The 15,983-nt window shown below is 73.4% G+C and carries 14 protein-coding genes; 8 read left to right on the top strand and 6 right to left on the bottom strand.

All coding sequences use genetic code 11. The features are described 5' to 3' along the window. Positions 1–70: 70 nt before the first annotated feature. The 3 genes from ACFYE1_RS01700 to ACFYE1_RS01690 are packed head-to-tail and all read left to right on the top strand — an operon-like array spanning position 71 to position 1,920. Positions 71–790 carry a DUF3710 domain-containing protein gene (locus ACFYE1_RS01700; RefSeq protein ID WP_387739266.1) on the top strand — a complete coding sequence of 240 codons (720 nt, stop codon included), beginning with the start codon at positions 71–73 and terminating at the stop codon, positions 788–790. Positions 791–793: 3 nt separating this feature from the next. Continuing rightward, entirely contained in the window at positions 794–1,198 is a 405-nt protein-coding gene (locus ACFYE1_RS01695) for a hypothetical protein (protein WP_387739264.1), read from the top strand. Continuing rightward, a complete protein-coding gene (locus ACFYE1_RS01690; protein WP_387739262.1) occupies positions 1,195–1,920 on the top strand; it encodes a DUF3159 domain-containing protein in 726 nt (241 codons plus the stop codon). The genes ACFYE1_RS01695 and ACFYE1_RS01690 overlap by 4 nt, the downstream gene beginning before the upstream one ends. Positions 1,921–1,935: 15 nt before the next feature. Here the strand turns inward: ACFYE1_RS01690 and ACFYE1_RS01685 are convergent, their stop codons facing one another. Beyond that, entirely contained in the window at positions 1,936–2,619 is a 684-nt protein-coding gene (locus ACFYE1_RS01685) for a potassium channel family protein (RefSeq protein WP_387739260.1), read from the bottom strand. Continuing rightward, positions 2,619–3,365: a potassium channel family protein gene (locus tag ACFYE1_RS01680; protein ID WP_387739257.1), complete on the bottom strand. Its 747-nt coding sequence runs from the start codon at positions 3,363–3,365 to the stop codon at positions 2,619–2,621. The genes ACFYE1_RS01685 and ACFYE1_RS01680 overlap by 1 nt, the downstream gene beginning before the upstream one ends. A gap of 86 nt (positions 3,366–3,451) precedes the next feature. On the opposite strand from ACFYE1_RS01680, the gene ACFYE1_RS01675 reads away from it, so the two are divergent. The 4 genes from ACFYE1_RS01675 to dxs all read left to right on the top strand — a co-directional run bounded on the left by ACFYE1_RS01675 (position 3,452) and on the right by dxs (position 12,064). After that, positions 3,452–5,464, top strand: a complete 2,013-nt coding sequence (locus ACFYE1_RS01675; protein ID WP_387739254.1) for an APC family permease — start codon at positions 3,452–3,454, stop codon at positions 5,462–5,464. Further along, positions 5,461–6,861, top strand: a complete 1,401-nt coding sequence (locus tag ACFYE1_RS01670) for a class I SAM-dependent RNA methyltransferase (RefSeq protein WP_387739251.1) — start codon at positions 5,461–5,463, stop codon at positions 6,859–6,861. The genes ACFYE1_RS01675 and ACFYE1_RS01670 overlap by 4 nt, the downstream gene beginning before the upstream one ends. Positions 6,862–7,026: 165 nt before the next feature. Next, positions 7,027–9,855 (top strand): aconitate hydratase, encoded by a 2,829-nt coding sequence (locus ACFYE1_RS01665; protein WP_387739248.1) that lies wholly within the window; start codon positions 7,027–7,029, stop codon positions 9,853–9,855. 166 nt (positions 9,856–10,021) lie between these two features. Further along, entirely contained in the window at positions 10,022–12,064 is a 2,043-nt protein-coding gene (gene dxs, locus ACFYE1_RS01660; RefSeq protein WP_387739246.1) for a 1-deoxy-D-xylulose-5-phosphate synthase, read from the top strand. 6 nt (positions 12,065–12,070) lie between these two features. Here the strand turns inward: dxs and ACFYE1_RS01655 are convergent, their stop codons facing one another. Further along, positions 12,071–12,493: a Rieske (2Fe-2S) protein gene (locus ACFYE1_RS01655; protein WP_387739243.1), complete on the bottom strand. Its 423-nt coding sequence runs from the start codon at positions 12,491–12,493 to the stop codon at positions 12,071–12,073. Positions 12,494–12,739: 246 nt separating this feature from the next. Between ACFYE1_RS01655 and ACFYE1_RS01650 the strand changes: the two genes are divergently transcribed. Beyond that, entirely contained in the window at positions 12,740–13,168 is a 429-nt protein-coding gene (locus ACFYE1_RS01650; protein ID WP_387739242.1) for a hypothetical protein, read from the top strand. A gap of 127 nt (positions 13,169–13,295) precedes the next feature. On the opposite strand, the gene ACFYE1_RS01645 is transcribed toward ACFYE1_RS01650, so the two are convergent. The 3 genes from ACFYE1_RS01645 to msrB form a co-directional block, all read right to left on the bottom strand. Then, complete coding sequence (locus ACFYE1_RS01645) at positions 13,296–14,642, bottom strand: HRDC domain-containing protein (protein WP_387739240.1); 1,347 nt, start codon at positions 14,640–14,642, stop codon at positions 13,296–13,298. A 52-nt stretch (positions 14,643–14,694) separates the two neighbouring features. Further along, positions 14,695–15,357: a DUF3000 family protein gene (locus tag ACFYE1_RS01640; RefSeq protein ID WP_387739238.1), complete on the bottom strand. Its 663-nt coding sequence runs from the start codon at positions 15,355–15,357 to the stop codon at positions 14,695–14,697. Between the two features lie 96 nt (positions 15,358–15,453). Next, on the bottom strand, positions 15,454–15,888 hold the full coding sequence (msrB, locus tag ACFYE1_RS01635) for a peptide-methionine (R)-S-oxide reductase MsrB (protein WP_387739236.1): 435 nt from the start codon (positions 15,886–15,888) through the stop codon (positions 15,454–15,456). Positions 15,889–15,983: the final 95 nt, after the last annotated feature.

Here is a 15,983-nt window from a genome sequence, read left to right as displayed (position 1 = left end):
CCCCCCAGAGCTCACGCCACGAGTTCACGCCACGAGCCGGCACCGCGTGCCGGCGGAGGAGAACGACACCATGTTCGGTCGCAAGAAGAAGAAGCCCGCCGCGCAGGACGCCGCCCCGCAGCAGCCGGAGGCCGCGCCGAGCGCGGAGGACGCCGCGGCGGCGCGGCGCCGGGAGCCGCACGGCCCCCTCGACATCTCCCAGGTCGACGACCGCGACGGCTACCTCGACCTCGGCGCCGTGCTCGTGCGTCCCCGCCCGGGGCTGGGGGTGCGGCTCGAGGTGGACGAGCGCACGCAGCGCCCCCGTGCCGTCGCCCTGGACCTCGACGGCGGCTCGGTCCAGGTCCAGGCGTTCGCCGCCCCCCGCTCCGAGGGGCTGTGGGACGAGGTCCGCCGCGAGCTGGTGCAGTCGCTGCGCACGAGCAACGGCGAGCCGACGGTCGAGGAGGGGCCCTTCGGGCTCCAGGTCGTCACCCGCTTCCCGGCCACGGCCTCCGACGGGACCCGGGGCTTCCGCCTCGCCCGGTTCGTGGGCGTCGACGGCCCGCGCTGGTTCGTGCGGGCCGTGTTCACGGGCACCGCCGCGGTGACCGCGGAGTCGGCCGCGGCCCTCGACGAGGTCGTGCGAGACCTCGTCGTGGTGCGCGGCGACCGGCCCATGCCCCCCCGGGAGCTGCTCACGCTGGTGGTGCCCGAGGGCGCGGTCCGCGGCCCCGCCGCGGAGCCGGAGCCGGAGATGGAGCCCGTGCGGCCGCCGCGGCGCGGCCCCGAGATCACGGAGATCGGCTGAGCCATGACGAGAACAGGCAACGGGGACGCCCGGCCGACGCCGGCGACGGGAGCCATCGACGTGGTCGCCGAGGCGCCGGTGTGCGCCGGCGACCTCGACCCCTCGACCGCCGCCCGGGGGCGACGCCGGGTGATGGCGACGGGTCTGGTCGTGGAGGTGACCGTGCCCCCGGTGACCGGCGCGCAGAACTTCACGGCCCTGCTCGCGCCGGACTCCCCGCAGGCGCCGGGGGACGAGGACCTGGTCGCACCCCGGCCGCTGCGCCTCGTGTGGCACGGCCAGCGCACCGTGCCGGGCGTGACCGCGGGGACGCGGCTGCGCTGCGTGGGCGTGGTGAGCTTCCGGGACGGGCGCCCCTCGATGTTCAACCCGCGCTACGAGATCATCGCGAAGCAGGTCAGCAGATGACGGACCCCCAGGAGCCCGGGAGCACCGCGGGCGAGCCCGGGCGCGGCCGCGACGTGGAGCGCTCGATGGCCGCCTACGCCGCGCGCTCGGGCATGCGCCGCAAGGACAACGGACAGCTCGACGTCCTGCACGCCGTCGGCGGCTGGCGCGGCCTGGCCGAGACGATCCTGCCGGGCTTCGTGTTCCTCGCCGTGCTGCTCGTCGGCAATCCCCTCGGAGTGGCGCTCGTCGCGTCCCTGGGCACGGCCGCCCTGTTCACCCTGCTGCGCCTCGTCCAGCGCCAGAGCCTCGTGCAGGCCGTGTCCGGCTTCGTGGGCGTGGGCGTCTGCGCCCTGTTCGCGCGGGCCACCGGCGAGGCGCTGGACTACTACGTCCCCGGGTTCTGGATCAACGCGGCCTGGTTCGCGGGACTCGGCGTGTCCCTGCTCGCCCGCTGGCCGCTGCTCGGCGTCTTCTACGGCTACATCCGCGGGGAGGGCGCGCAGTGGCGCGAGGTCCCGGTGCGCCGCCGTGCCTACCAGGTGGCCACGGTCATGCTCATGGCGATGTTCGCGGCCCGCCTGGTCGTGCAGGTGCCGCTGTACCTCGCGGAGAACCTCACCGGCCTGGGCGTGGCGCGCCTGGTCATGGGAGTGCCCCTGTACGCGCTGACCCTGTGGCTCGCGTGGCTCGTCTCCCGGCCTTCCGAGCAGATCGCCGCCCAGGAGCAGGACACGCCCTGAGGCCCGCCGCCGGGCTCAGGCCCGGTGCGGCTCGTGCCGGCCGGCGGTGGTGAACATCGCGCGCAGTTGCGCCTCGCCCTCCGTGGTGGAGACGAAGAAGAGCTGGTCGGCCCCCTCGACCACGTCGTCGCCCGACGGGGTGATGGGCACCCCGTCGCGCAGGATGGCCACGAGCGCCACGTCCGGCGGCCACGGCACCTGGGAGACCATCGTGGCGATGATCGGGTGCTCGTGCGGCACCGTGTAGGCCGACAGGGTCGCACCGCCCGTCTGCAGGGTCAGCAGCCGCACCACGTCGCCCACCTCGACGGCCTCCTCCACGAGCGCCGTCATCAGCCGCGGCGTGGACACGGCCACGTCCACGCCCCACGCGTCGTCGAAGAGCCACTCGTTCTTGGGGTTGTTGACCCGGCCGACCGTGCGGGGCACGCCGAACTCGCTGCGCGCCAGGAGGGAGACCACGAGGTTCGCCTTGTCGTCGCCCGTGGCGGCGACGACGACGTCGGTCTCCTCCAGACCGCCCTCCCGCAGCGTGGAGAGCTCGCAGGCGTCCCCGATGATCCACTGGGCGCCGCGCAGGTCCGAACGACCGATGACCTCGGGCTTCTCGTCGAAGATCACCACCTCGTGCTGGTGGGCGAGCAGCTCCCGGGCGATCGAGGCGCCCACGGCGCCCGCTCCGACGATGACCACGCGCATCAGGATCCTCCCCGTGAGGTGCCGTCGGAGCCGGGCGCGTCGTCGGACTCCCGGCGCAGGGAGTTGGCGAAGTCGAGCACGTCCGGGTCGGGCCGGCGGGACAGGACGCGGGACACGGCCTCGATGTCGTCGGTGCGCATCATGGCGTGCACGACGTCCCCCTGCTGGTAGCTCATGTCGGGGCCCGGCAGCACACCCTCCCCGAAGCGCGTCACGAACGCGATCCGCACCCCCGTGGCCTCCTGGATCGCGTCCAGGTGCAGACCGGACCAGGAGTCGTCCAGGGACAGCTCGCCCAGCTGCAGCCGTCCCGAGGCCTCGCGGAAGTCGGCCGTGATCGTCTGCTCGGGCAGGATCCGGCGCAGCGCCTGGTCGGCGCTCCAGCGCACGGCGGCGACGGTGGGGATCCCCAGCCGCTGGTAGAACTCCGCCCGGGAGGGGTCGTAGATGCGGGCCACCACGTGGCGGACCTTGAACGTCTCGCGCGCCACGCGCGCCGCGATGATGTTGGAGTTGTCCCCGCTCGAGACGGCCGCGAAGGCGTAGGCGTCCTCGATCCCGGCCCGGCGCAGCACCTCCTGGTCGAAGCCGAGGCCGGTGACCGTCCTGCCCTCGAAGGACTTGCGCAACCGCCGGAAAGCTCGGTCGTCCTGGTCGATCACCGCCACGGTGTGCCCGGAGTCCTCCAGGGCGTGGGCGACCATCACGCCGACGCGCCCCACTCCCATGATCACGAAATGCGCCATGCCCCTCAGCCTAGGTCACCCCTGGGGACTCGGCTCCCACCGGGTGCGGCGGACAATCGGTGCGGGACGGACTACCGTGGGGAGCCGTGCAGAGCATTCCCCGGGCGCTGAGGCGTGCACTCGTCGGCAAGCCCATCCACAACGAGCGGTTCGGCGACGCCGTGCTGCCCAAGCGCACGGCGCTGCCGGTCTTCTCGGCGGACGCCCTTTCCTCGGTGGCCTACGCCCCCGACGAGATCATCCTCACGCTCGCTCTCGCCGGCACCACGGCCGTGGCGGTCTCCCCGTGGGTGGGCCTGGCCGTGCTCGTGGTGCTCACCGTGGTGATCACCGCCTACCGGCAGAACGTGCGCGCCTATCCCTCCGGCGGCGGCGACTACGAGATCGTCTCCAAGAACCTCGGCCGCACCGCGGGGGTGGGCGTGGGCGCGGCCCTGATGGCCGACTACGCCCTCGTGGTGGCCGTGTCCATGGCCACCGCCGCGCAGTACGTCACGGCGGCGCTGCCCGCGCTCGCCGGGCGCCGGGTGGAGCTGGCCGTGGCCGGGATCCTCTTCGTGGGGCTGCTCAACCTCCGCGGCCTGAAGTTCATGGGCCGGGCCGCCGCCGTGCCCACCTACTTCTTCCTCGCCGTCCTGGCGGCGCTGCTGCTCGTGGGCCTGGGCCAGGACCTCACCGGGTCCCTGGGGGACGCCCCCAGCGCCGGCCGGGAGGTCCTGCCCGCCGCCGGCTTCGACGCCGGGCTGGCCGGTCTGGCCGGCGCCCTGCTGGTGCTGCGGGCCTTCTCCTCCGGGGCCGTGGCCCTGACCGGCGTGGAGACCATCACCAACTCGGTGCCGTACTTCCGCAAGCCCCGCGCCGCCAACGCGGCGGCCACGCTGGGCCTGCTCGGTGCGGTCTCGGCGGCCCTGCTGGCCGGCGTGCTGTACCTCGCCGACCGCACGGACGTGGTGGTGGTCGGCGATCCGGAGGAGCAGCTGCTCGTGGACGGCCGGCTCCCCGGCCCCGACTTCTTCCAGGACCCTGTCCTGGGCCAGCTCGCCAAGACCGTCTTCGGCACCGACTCCCTGTGGTTCTTCGTGCTCGTCGCCGCGACCGTGGGCGTGCTGATCCTCGCCGCGAACACCGCTTTCTCCGGGTTCCCCACGCTGGCGTCCCGGCTGGCGCGGGACGCCTTCCTGCCCCGCCAGCTGCAGGCGCGCGGCGACCGTTTCGCGTTCACCAACGGCATCCTGCTGCTGCTGCTCGTCGCCGTGGTCCTCACCACGGCGTTCGGCGCCAACGTCAACAGCCTGATCCAGCTCTACATCGTGGGCGTGTTCGTCTCCTTCACCCTGACCCAGGCCGGCATGGTCCGGCACTGGGCGCGCGTGCGGCGTATGCGGCCGCACCCGGGGGTCCGCCGCGAGCTGTTCCTGCGCCGGGCCGTGGCCCTGATCGCCTTCGTCCTGTGCGCGGCGGTGCTCGTGGTCGTGCTCGTCACCAAGCTGACGCAGGGGGCGTGGATCACCATCGTGGCCATCCTGCTCCTGAGCACGGTCATGGCGGGGGTCCGGCGGCACTACGACGCCGTGGACGCCGAGCTCGCGCTCCAGCCCGACTCCCCGGTGCGGGCCCTGCCCTCCCGGGTGCACGCCATCATCTACGTCTCCTCCGTCCGCAAACCCCTCATGCGCGCCCTGGCCTACGCCCGGGCGTCCCGGCCCTCGACCCTCGAGGCCGTCGTCGTGGACACGAACGCCGCCGCCACCCGGCGGATCCTCGACGAGTGGCGGCGGCTCGAGATCCCGGTGCCGGTCACCGTGCTCCACGCGCCGTACCGGGACACCATCGGCCCGGTCCTCGACCACGTGCGCGGAGTGCGCCGCAAGTCGCCCCGGGACCTGGTCGTGGTGTACCTGCCCGAGTACGTGGTGCGGCACCGGTGGGAACGGCTGCTGCACAACCAGGCCATCCGGCCGCTGCGGGCCCGCCTGCACCAGGAGCGCGGGGTCATGACGGCCTCCGTGCCCTGGCACCTGTCCTCCGCCTCCGGCGCGGACACGGGTCCCGAGTCCGCCCCCGAGACCACCCCCGAGCAGAGAGCGTCCCGCCCGTGACCCCGTCCCGCCCCCCGGCCCCCGCCGCGTCCGCCGAGCCGGCCGAGCTCGAGCTGCGCCTGGGCCCCGTCGCCCACGGCGGCCACACCGTGGCCCGCACCGGTGAGGGCCGCGTGGTGTTCGTCCGCCACGGTCTGCCCGGAGAGCTCGTCCGCGTCCGACTCACCGACAGCGGCCCTGCGGCCCGGTTCTGGCGCGGCGACGTCGTGGACGTCCTCCAGGCGGACGCCCACCGGCGGACCGAGCACGTGTGGGCCCCGGCCGACCCCCTGCTGACCTGGCGGCGGGGCGAGCCGCCCGTCGGCGGTGCGGAGTTCGGCCACGCCGAGCTGGAGGCCCAGCGCGCCCTGAAGGCCGCCGTGGTCACCGAGCAGCTCACCCGCCTGGCCGGGCTCGAGGCCCGGATCGCCGTGGAGCCCATGCCGGGGGAGGATCCGCGGGGCCTCGGCTGGCGCACCCGCGCGCACTTCGCCGTGGACCCCGCAGGACGGATCGGGATGCATCCCCACCGCAGCGCGGCCGTCGTCCCGGTGGACGGCTTCCCGCTCGTGATCCCGGCCATCGACGACCTGCGGCTCGGGCGGCTCGACCTGCGCGGGGCGGAGCGGGTCGACGTCGCGGCCCCCGCCGACGGCGGGACGCCGCTGGTGCACCTGGGCCTCGCCGCCGGAGCCGACCGGCACCGGCTGCGCCGTGAGCTCGCACGGCTCACCGCGGACCGGGACGTCTCCGTCACCGCCCGGGCCGAGGGGCAGCGCGGGCCCGAGACGTGGGCGGGACGGCCGTCCGTCGTCGAGCACGCGGGCCCGCACCGGTGGGAGGTCTCGGCCGAGGGGTTCTGGCAGATCCACCGCGCCGCCCCCGCGCTGCTGCACCAGGAGGTGCCCGCGGCCGCCGGGGCCCGCCCGGGGGAGCACGCCCTCGACCTCTACGCCGGCGCCGGCCTGTTCACGGCCGCGCTCGCGGACGCCGTGGGGGAGGCGGGCACCGTCGTGGCCGTCGAGGGATCGCCGGTCACCAGCGCCGACGCCCGGAGCGCCTTCGCCGGCCGGCCGGCGGTCCGCGTCGAGCGGGGGAGCGTCGACAAGGTGCTGGCACGCACCTGGCCGCTGGACGCGCCGGCCCGGGGCCGCCGCCGCCCGGCCCGGGGCGGCGGCGCGGCCCGCCCCGACGTCGTGGTCCTGGACCCGCCCCGGGCGGGCGCCGGACGGACCGTCGTGGACCAGCTCGTGGCGCTCGCCCCGCGCCGCATCGCGTACCTCGCGTGCGACCCGGCCACGCTGGCGCGGGACCTGGGCCGGTTCCGCCGCGCCGGGTGGCACGTGCGGTCGGTGCGCGCCTTCGACATGTACCCGAACACCCACCACGTGGAGACGCTGGCGGTCCTGGAGCCCTGACGGAGGCCGCCCCCGTCCGCATGACGGCGGGCCGAGGGGTGGATCGGAGTCACCGCGCGCACACGGGCTACACTGACAGGTGACTGTTCACGGGAGAACCCCGGCGCTTCGCCGGCATCCTCCCGCGGGCGTTTCCAAGACGGTGGCGAGAGGAGTTCCACGCATATGAGCACGGTGGACAGCTTCGGGGCCAAGGGCGTTCTCGACGTCAAAGGCACCGAGTACGAGATTTTCCGACTGAACACGCTGGAGGGCGCGCAGAAGCTCCCGTACAGCCTGAAGGTTCTGCTCGAGAACCTGTTGCGCACCGAGGACGGCGCCAACATCACCTCCGAGCACATCGAGTCCCTGGCCAGCTGGGACCCCACGGCCGAGCCCAGCATCGAGATCCAGTTCACCCCGGGTCGCGTGATCATGCAGGACTTCACGGGCGTGCCCTGCATCGTGGACCTCGCCACGATGCGCGAGGCCATCGCGGACCTCGGCGGCGACCCCGCCCGCGTGAACCCGCTCGCCCCGGCCGAGCTCGTGATCGACCACTCCGTGCAGATCGACTCCTTCGGGACCTCGGACTCGATCGGGATCAACATGGACATCGAGTACGAGCGCAACGGGGAGCGCTACCAGTTCCTGCGCTGGGGTCAGACCGCCTTCGACGACTTCAAGGTCGTCCCCCCGGGCATGGGCATCGTCCACCAGGTCAACATCGAGAACCTGGCCCGCGTCGTGATGACCCGCGAGGTCGACGGCGTGCTGCGCGCCTACCCGGACACCTGCGTGGGCACCGACTCGCACACCACCATGGAGAACGGCCTCGGCGTGCTCGGCTGGGGCGTGGGCGGCATCGAGGCGGAGGCCGCGATGCTTGGCCAGCCCATCTCCATGCTCATCCCGCGGGTCGTGGGCTTCAAGCTCACCGGTGAGATCCCCGCCGGAGCGACCGCCACCGACGTGGTGCTCACCATCACGGAGATGCTCCGCGAGCACGGCGTGGTCGGCAAGTTCGTCGAGTTCTACGGCGAGGGCGTCGGCGCCGTGCCCCTGGCCAACCGCGCGACCATCGGGAACATGAGCCCCGAGTTCGGCTCCACCGCGGCGATCTTCCCGATCGACGACGTCACCCTGGAGTACCTGCGCCTGACCGGACGCTCCGACGAGCAGATCGCGCTCGTCGAGGCGTACGTCAAGGAGCAGGGGATGTGGCACGACCCCGCCGAGGAGATCGCCTTCTCCGAGTACCTCGAGCTGGACCTCTCCACCGTGGTGCCCTCGATCTCCGGGCCGAAGCGCCCGCAGGACCGCATCTCGCTCACCGACGCGAAGGCGCAGTTCCACGAGGATCTGGGCAACTACGCGACGCACGTGGACGAGGACGTCACCGCCGGCAACACCATCGACGACGCCTCGGCGCAGTCCTTCCCGGCCTCCGACGCGCCGGCCTACACCCCGGAGCACCCGCAGCCCGAGGCGGATCGCCCGCGGGAGCACCACGCCTTCACCGAGGACGACCGTCCGACCAAGCGGGTTCCCGTGTCCATGCCCGACGGCCGGGAGTTCGAGCTCGACCACGGGGCGGTGTCGATCGCGTCGATCACCTCGTGCACCAACACCTCGAACCCGTCGGTCATGATGGCCGCGGCGGTGCTGGCGCGCAACGCCGTCGAGAAGGGGCTCAAGGCCAAGCCCTGGGTCAAGACCTCGATCGCCCCGGGCTCGAAGGTCGTCACCGACTACTACGAGAAGTCCGGTCTGGTCCCGGCGCTGGAGGAGCTCGGCTTCTACATCGTGGGCTACGGCTGCACCACCTGCATCGGCAACTCGGGCCCGCTCGAGGACGAGATCTCCCAGGCCATCCAGGACAACGACCTGGCCGTGACCTCGGTGCTCTCGGGCAACCGCAACTTCGAGGGCCGGATCAACCCGGACGTGAAGATGAACTACCTGGCGTCCCCGCCGCTGGTCATCGCCTACGCCCTGGCCGGCAACATGGACTTCGACTTCGACAAGGAGTCCCTGGGCCAGGACGCCGACGGCAACGAGGTGTTCCTCAAGGACATCTGGCCGGACCCGGCGGAGGTGCAGAAGATCATCGACGCGTCCATCGACACCGAGATGTTCACCTACCAGTACGGCACCATCTTCGACGGCGACGAGCGCTGGCAGAACCTGGACACCCCCACCGGCAAGACGTTCGCGTGGAACCCCGAGTCCACCTACGTCCGCAAGCCCCCGTACTTCGAGGGCATGACCATGGAGACGACCCCGGTCGAGGACATCACGGGCGCCCGCGTGCTGCTGAAGCTGGGCGACTCGGTCACGACCGACCACATCTCCCCGGCGGGCTCGTTCAAGTCCGACACCCCGGCCGGCAAGTACCTCATCGAGAACGGGGTCCAGCGCAAGGACTTCAACTCCTACGGCTCCCGCCGCGGCAACCACGAGGTCATGATCCGCGGCACCTTCGCCAACATCCGGATCAAGAACCAGCTCCTGGACGGCGTGGAGGGCGGCTACACCCGCGACTTCACGCAGGAGGGCGGCCCGCAGGCGGCCGTCTACGACGCCTCGATCAACTACCAGGAGGCCGGCGTCCCGCTTGTCGTGCTGGGCGGCAAGGAGTACGGCTCCGGGTCCTCGCGCGACTGGGCCGCGAAGGGCACCTCCCTGCTGGGCGTCAAGGCCGTCGTCGCTGAGAGCTACGAGCGCATCCACCGCTCGAACCTCATCGGCATGGGCGTGCTCCCGCTTCAGTTCCCGGCCGGCGAGTCCGCGGACTCCCTCGGCCTGGACGGCACGGAGACCTTCGACATCCAGGGCGTGACCGGGCTCAACGAGGGCACCATCCCGAAGACGCTCAAGGTCACCGCCACGAAGGAGGACGGCGCCACGGTCGAGTTCGACGCGGTCCTGCGCATCGACACGCCGGGCGAGGCGGACTACTACCGCAACGGCGGCATCCTGCAGTACGTGCTCAGGAACATCGCCGGCTCCTGATCCCAGGGCGTTCGCAGCACACAGGGGCCCGGTCCGGGAACGGACCGGGCCCCTGTGTGCTGACCGCCCTGTCGGGGCGAACGAGTAGGATCGGGGAAGCGCGCCGCCCGGATCCCCGGGAAGCACGGCGCGAGCGACCACGACGCCGAGGACTGCGGGAGAAACCATGAGCGTGCTGGAGCGGGTGTCCGGGCCCGAGGACCTCGCCGGCCTGAGCCGGGCGGAGCTGGGCCGGCTGGCCGAGGAGATCCGCGAGTTCCTCGTCACCCACGTCTCCGCCACGGGCGGTCACCTGGGGCCCAACCTGGGGGTCGTCGAGCTGACGCTCGGGGTGCACCGGGTCTTCGACTCGCCCAAGGACTCCGTGGTCTTCGACACCGGGCACCAGTCCTACGTGCACAAGTTGCTTACCGGCCGCAAGAACTTCGAGACCCTGCGCCAGGAGGGCGGTCTCGCCGGCTATCCGGACCGCCGGGAGTCCGAGCACGACATCGTCGAGTCCTCGCACGCGTCGTCGTCCCTGTCCTGGGCCGACGGCATCTCGCGCGGCTATGCCATGACCGGCCGGCACGACCGTCACACGGTCGTGCTGGTGGGGGACGGGGCGCTCACCGGCGGGATGGCCTGGGAGGCCGTCAACAACATCGCCTCCGACCGCGACCGCAAGGTCGTCATCGTGGTCAACGACAACGGCCGGTCCTACGCCCCGACCGTGGGCGGCTTCGCCAACCACCTGGCCGAGCTGCAGGCGAGCGTGCAGCAGGGCGTGGACGCCGTGCGCACCGACCGCCGCTACGAGCAGACCCTCGGCACCGTCAAGGACCTGCTGAAGCACTCCGGCCCGGTGGGGGGGATGTTCTACCGGGGCCTGCACGGGATGAAGCAGGGCATCAAGGACGTCGTGGTGCCCCAGGGCATCTTCGAGGACCTCGGCATGAAGTACGTCGGCCCCGTCGACGGGCACGACCTCGAGGCCGTCGAGCAGGCGCTGAGCAACGCCAAGAACTACGGCGGGCCGGTCATCGTGCACGCGATCACCGAGAAGGGCCACGGCTACGGGCCCGCGACCGCGAACGTGGACGACCAGTTCCACGCCGTGGGCGTCATCGACCCCGTCACCGGCCGCTCCACGGCGACGAGCTCCGAGCGCAGCTGGACGGCGGTGTTCCGCGACGAGATCGCCCGGATCGCCGACGAGCGCGAGGACGTCGTCGGCATCACCGGCGCCATGCTCATCCCTGTGGGGCTGCAGAAGATGCAGGCCGCCCACCCCGACCGCGTCGTGGACGTGGGCATCGCCGAGCAGCACGCCATCGCGATGGCCGCCGGCATGGCCTACGGCGGGCTGCATCCCGTGGTGGCCCTCTACGCGACGTTCCTCAACCGCGGCTTCGACCAGCTCCTCATGGACGTGGCCCTGCACCGGGCCGGCGTCACGGTGGTCCTCGACCGTGCCGGGATCACCGGCCCGGACGGCCCCAGCCACCACGGCATGTGGGACCTGGCGCTGCTGCAGATCGTGCCCGGGCTCCACCTCGCCGCCCCGCGCGACGAGCCGACCCTGACCGAGGAGCTGCGCGAGGCCGTGGCCGTCGACGACGCCCCCACCGTCATCCGCTATCCCAAGGGCGCCGTGGGCACCCCCGTCCCGGCCGTCGAGCGGCTGGCGGACGGGGTGGACGTGCTCGCGCGCCACGGCGGGGAGAGCGGCACGGAGGGCGCCCGCCGGGACGTCCTGCTCGTGTCCGTCGGCGCCATGAGCGGCCTGGCGCTGGACGTGGCCGACCGGCTCGAGGCCCACGGCGTCTCCTCGACCGTGGTCGACCCCCGCTGGGTGCTGCCCGTGCCGGCCTCGGTCATCGAACTGGCCGCCCAGCACCGGATCGTGGTGGTCGTCGAGGACGGCGTGCGCGCCGGCGGGATCGGCTCCCGGATCCGCCAGGAGATGCGGGCCGCGGGGGTCGACACGGCCCTCAACGAAGTGGGCCTGCCCACGGAGTTCCTCCTGCACGGCTCCCGCTCCCAGGTCCTCGCACGGGTCGGGCTCACCGCCCAGCGCGTCGCCCAGGACACGCTGGCGTCCGTGCTCGGGACCAAGGTGCCCTACGCGCGCCCGGTGCAGGGCGGCGCCGCCTCCGGCCCGGAAGCCGTGCCCGACACGGCCGACGACGTCCGCGGCGCGTCGGTGCCGCGGATGCACCGGGGCTGAGCCCGCTCAGCCGAGCAGGATCCGTCCCCCCGCCACGCTCGCAGGGTACGGCTCCAGGCCGGTCTCGGCGGGGCCCGACAGGACCTCGCCCGTCGTGAGGTCGAACTGCGACGAATGGCACGGGCAGACGTAGAGCTCCTCCTGTGGGGCCACCATGCACCCCTGGTGCGGGCACACGGGGGAGAACGCGACGACCGTCTCCGCGTCCGGGCGGCTCACGACAGCCTGCACGCCGTCCTGGTCGACCTTCACGGCCGAGCCCACCGGCAGGTCCCCCACGGAACCCGCGTCCACCGGCGCGGTGCCGCCGGTGCTCCCGGTCGTCGGCGCACCGTCGGCGGCGCACGCGGAGAGCACCGCCGTGGAACCGGCCAGGCCGAGGACCGCGCGCCGGGACGGGGCGGACGAAGTGGTCGGGAACTCGGGCATCGGGGTCCTCTCGACGACGGGATGCGGTGTGCACCGCCAGTCTAGGCGCCGTGTCCCCGGGCCCCCCGCCCGGGCCCTGCACCCCTCCCGGCGGTGATCGCTGTGAGCTGAGCCGCTCGGCACCGGTGTCCGCCGCGCCGGTTCATCAGTAGGATGATGAAGACATCAGTCAGCGGGACGGGCCGTGCACGACCGGCTCCGTCCCGGCCCCGGTCTCCGCGCCGGGACGGACGGAAGGACAGCACCATGATCAAGCGACTCATCTTCGCCACCGGATTCGGCGTCGGCTTCGTGGTCGGCTCGGCCTCGGGCCGCAAGAGCTACGAGGCCCTGAAGCAGAACGCCGTGAAGACCTGGCAGGACCCCAAGGTGCAGGAGAAGGTGTCCGAGGGCACGGACTGGGTGAAGTCCGAGGTGCCGGTGGTCGGCGGCAAGCTGGCCGACAGCGCCAAGAAGGCGGCCGACACCGTGGGCACCAAGGCCTCCGACGCCTCCTCGTCCGTCAAGGACAAGGTCTCCGGCTCCTCGGCCGGCGCGGACTCCTCGAGCGGGACCTCGACCACCGGGACCTCGACCACCGGCTACGCCGACCTGCAGGACGCGAAGCCGGTCACCCCGGAGAGCCCCATGGACCCGGCCGAGCCGCACCCGGCCCCCGGCGACACGCAGAACTGACCCGCAGCACCGCCATCGGAGTGCAGGGGTCCGAGGTGCGCGGAATGCACGGTGGGCTGATCCGAGCCCGCACCGGGCGACGGGCCCCGGCCGACGGCCGGGGCCCGTCCTCGTCCCGTGACTCGGCTCAGGCGGCGGGCGCGTCCTCGTCACCGGCCGGCGGCTGGTCGCGCTCCACCTGGCGCGCCGCGCGCTTGCGGGCCCGCAGCTCCCGCCAGGCCGGGCCGAGGACCGGCGCCGTCAGCTCGACCTGCCAGCGGCGCGCCCCCAGGTCCCGCAGACGGTCCGCCACCGCCTGGTCTGTGGTGCTCTTCGGCGGTTGCCAGCAGAAGCGCCGCAGGTGCTCAGGGGTGATCAGGTTCTCGGTGGGCAGCTCGTGCGCCTCGGCGAGCTCGGCCACGAGCGGCTTGAGGGCCCGCAGCCGCGCGGCGGCCTCGGGCCGCTTGACCTCCCACGCCTTCACGGGCGGCAGGGCGTCGGACTTCACGGTGAAGGGGACGAGCTCCGTGGCCGTGCGGGCCTCGGCGATCGCCCGCAGCCACCGGGGTGCCTCCCGCGCCGCGAGCCGGCCGTGGAAGCCGGGAGTGGCGATGAGCTGGGGCACGGTGCGCGGCATGGCTGTCGCCGCCGCGACCAGGGCGGCGTCGGGCAGCAGCCGGCCGGGAGCGACGTCCTTGTGCTGGGCGAGCCGCTCCCGCTCCTCCCACAGGCCGCGCAGCGCAGTGAGCTGTCGCCGGCCCTTCACCTTGTTGATCCCGGACGTCCGGCGCCACGGGTCCTGGCGCGGGGGAGCGGGCTCGGCCGTGCGCACGGCCTCGAACTCCTGGAGCGCCCACTCGAGCTTGCCCTTCTCCCGCAGCAGCTCCTCCATGGCCCAGCGCAGCTGGATGAGCATCTCCACGTCGAGCGCGGCGTAGTTCAGCCAGTCCCGCGGCAGCGGTCGCTTCGACCAGTCCACCGCGGAGTGCTCCTTGGCGAGCGTGTAGCCCAGCAGCTCCTCCGTCTCCGCGGCCAGGCCCACCCGGCGGAGCCCCGCGATGCGCCCGCCCAGCTCGGTGTCGAAGAGCCGGTCCGGCTCCATGCCGAGCGCGCGCAGGGAGGGCAGGTCCTGGGTGGCCGCGTGCAGCACCCACTCGACGCCGGAGAGCGCCTCGCCCAGCACGGCCAGCGAGCCGGTGGCCTCCGGGTCGATCAGCACGGTGCCCACGCCCTCGCGCCGCAGCTGCACGAGGAAGGCGCGCTGCCCGTAGCGGAAGCCGGACGCCCGCTCGGTGTCGATCGCCGCCGGGCCGGAGCCGGCGGCGACGGCCGCGGCGGCCCGTTCCAGTCCGGCCACCGTGTCGATGACGGGGGGGATCCCGTCGAACGGCGCCGCGAGGTGGACGCTGTCGGGGATCTCATAGTCCTCGAAACCGGCGACCACAGGGGTCGAGGGCTCGTCGGGCGCGGATCGGCGGTCGGCTGGGCTGGTCAAGGAGCGTCTTCGATTCTGTGTCGGCCCCGGCGGGGCGCGGTCGGTTCGGTGGTCAGCGGCGCGGGTGCAGCACGGTCACGCCCCGTGGGTACGGCGGCAGGCCCGCGAGGGTGCAGACCGTGTCGACCCAGGCGGCGAGGTGCGGAGCCACGTCGGAGCCGTCGGGCGTCCAGGAGGCCCGCAGCTCGACGTCGGCCCCTTCCTCCTGGTCCCCGAGCAGTCCGAACCCCTCGGCGAGGACCCGGCACGCGGTGCCGCCCTCCCGAGAATATCCGGCCCGGTGGCGTTCCAGGGCCTCGAGGAGCCAGGTCCACGCGATCATGCCCGCCGTGTGGTCGCAGCCGATCTCACGGCCCGCGGCCGCCCGCGCCCACGTGACGATGCGGAACGCCCCGCCCCACGCGACGGGTTCGGACGGGTCGTGCAGGAGCACGAAGCGCCCCGTGGCCAGCTCGTCGTCCGGGGCGCCGGTCACGCGGTCCGGGGCCACGAGGGCCGGACCGGCCGCCGGCGCCGCTGCCGGACCGGCCGCGAGGGCCGGAGCGTGCAACGGCACGGGCGGCCGCTGCACCTCGGCGCGCACCGCGGCGGCGAACGGGGCGAGGTGCGTGGGGGCGGGGATCGCCGAGAGCTCGACTCCCTCCCGGTCGCCGGCGCAGCGCAGCTGCTCGAGGGCGTCCTGGAAGTCCTGGTACACCTTGGACAGGCCGTTCACCGCGCTCACACTGGAAGGGTAGGCCGTCGGGGCCTCCCGGCCGGTCGTGCCACGCCGCGAGCGCCCGATGGGCGTGGCCCGGGTCACCCGGGCCGCTCAGGAGGCGGGGGGCGCGAGCCGGACGGAGACCGAGTTGATGCAGTACCGGAGGTCCGTGGGGGTGGGGAAGCCCTCCCCGCCGAAGACGTGGCCCATGTGCGAGTCGCAGGCGGCGCACCGGACCTCCACCCGCTCCATGCCCAGGGCGGTGTCCTTGATGTAGCGGACCCGGTCCTCGGCGAGCGGGGCGTAGAAGGAGGGCCAGCCGCAGTGCGCGTCGAACTTGGTGTCGGAGCGGAACAGCTCCGCCCCGCACGCGCGGCACTCGTAGACGCCCTCGGTCTTCGTGTCCCAGTACTCGCCGCTGAAGGGCCGCTCCGTGCCGGCCTCGCGCAGCACGTGGTACTCCTCCGGGGACAGGATCGAGCGCCAGTCCTCCTCGGTCCGTCCGGCGGCGTCGGGGCGGTCGCCGTGGCTGGTGGTCTCGCTCATGGTGTCGTCCTCCGGGATGGTGGTCGGTGGTCCGGGCAGCGGACCCGGTGCAGGGCCCGCCCGGCGGACCGCACGGGGCGGCTCGGTGCCGGCCG

Source organism: Kocuria nitroreducens (assembly GCF_042879195.1).
Taxonomy (GTDB): domain Bacteria; phylum Actinomycetota; class Actinomycetes; order Actinomycetales; family Micrococcaceae; genus Kocuria; species Kocuria nitroreducens.
Note: the sequence above shows the minus strand (reverse complement) of the source record. Positions and strands in the feature narration are given on the sequence as shown.

What these genes read in the sequence shown, in the direction of transcription:
- ACFYE1_RS01700 (WP_387739266.1), top strand. Translation starts at nt 71, where the DNA reads ATGTTCGGTCGCAAGAAGAAGAAGCCCGCCGCGCAGGACGCCGCCCCG.
- ACFYE1_RS01695 (WP_387739264.1), top strand. Translation starts at nt 794, where the DNA reads ATGACGAGAACAGGCAACGGGGACGCCCGGCCGACGCCGGCGACGGGA.
- ACFYE1_RS01690 (WP_387739262.1), top strand. Translation starts at nt 1,195, where the DNA reads ATGACGGACCCCCAGGAGCCCGGGAGCACCGCGGGCGAGCCCGGGCGC.
- ACFYE1_RS01685 (WP_387739260.1), bottom strand. Translation starts at nt 2,619, where the DNA reads ATGCGCGTGGTCATCGTCGGAGCGGGCGCCGTGGGCGCCTCGATCGCC.
- ACFYE1_RS01680 (WP_387739257.1), bottom strand. Translation starts at nt 3,365, where the DNA reads ATGGCGCATTTCGTGATCATGGGAGTGGGGCGCGTCGGCGTGATGGTC.
- ACFYE1_RS01665 (WP_387739248.1), top strand. Translation starts at nt 7,027, where the DNA reads ATGAGCACGGTGGACAGCTTCGGGGCCAAGGGCGTTCTCGACGTCAAA.
- dxs (WP_387739246.1), top strand. Translation starts at nt 10,022, where the DNA reads ATGAGCGTGCTGGAGCGGGTGTCCGGGCCCGAGGACCTCGCCGGCCTG.
- ACFYE1_RS01655 (WP_387739243.1), bottom strand. Translation starts at nt 12,493, where the DNA reads ATGCCCGAGTTCCCGACCACTTCGTCCGCCCCGTCCCGGCGCGCGGTC.
- ACFYE1_RS01650 (WP_387739242.1), top strand. Translation starts at nt 12,740, where the DNA reads ATGATCAAGCGACTCATCTTCGCCACCGGATTCGGCGTCGGCTTCGTG.
- msrB (WP_387739236.1), bottom strand. Translation starts at nt 15,888, where the DNA reads ATGAGCGAGACCACCAGCCACGGCGACCGCCCCGACGCCGCCGGACGG.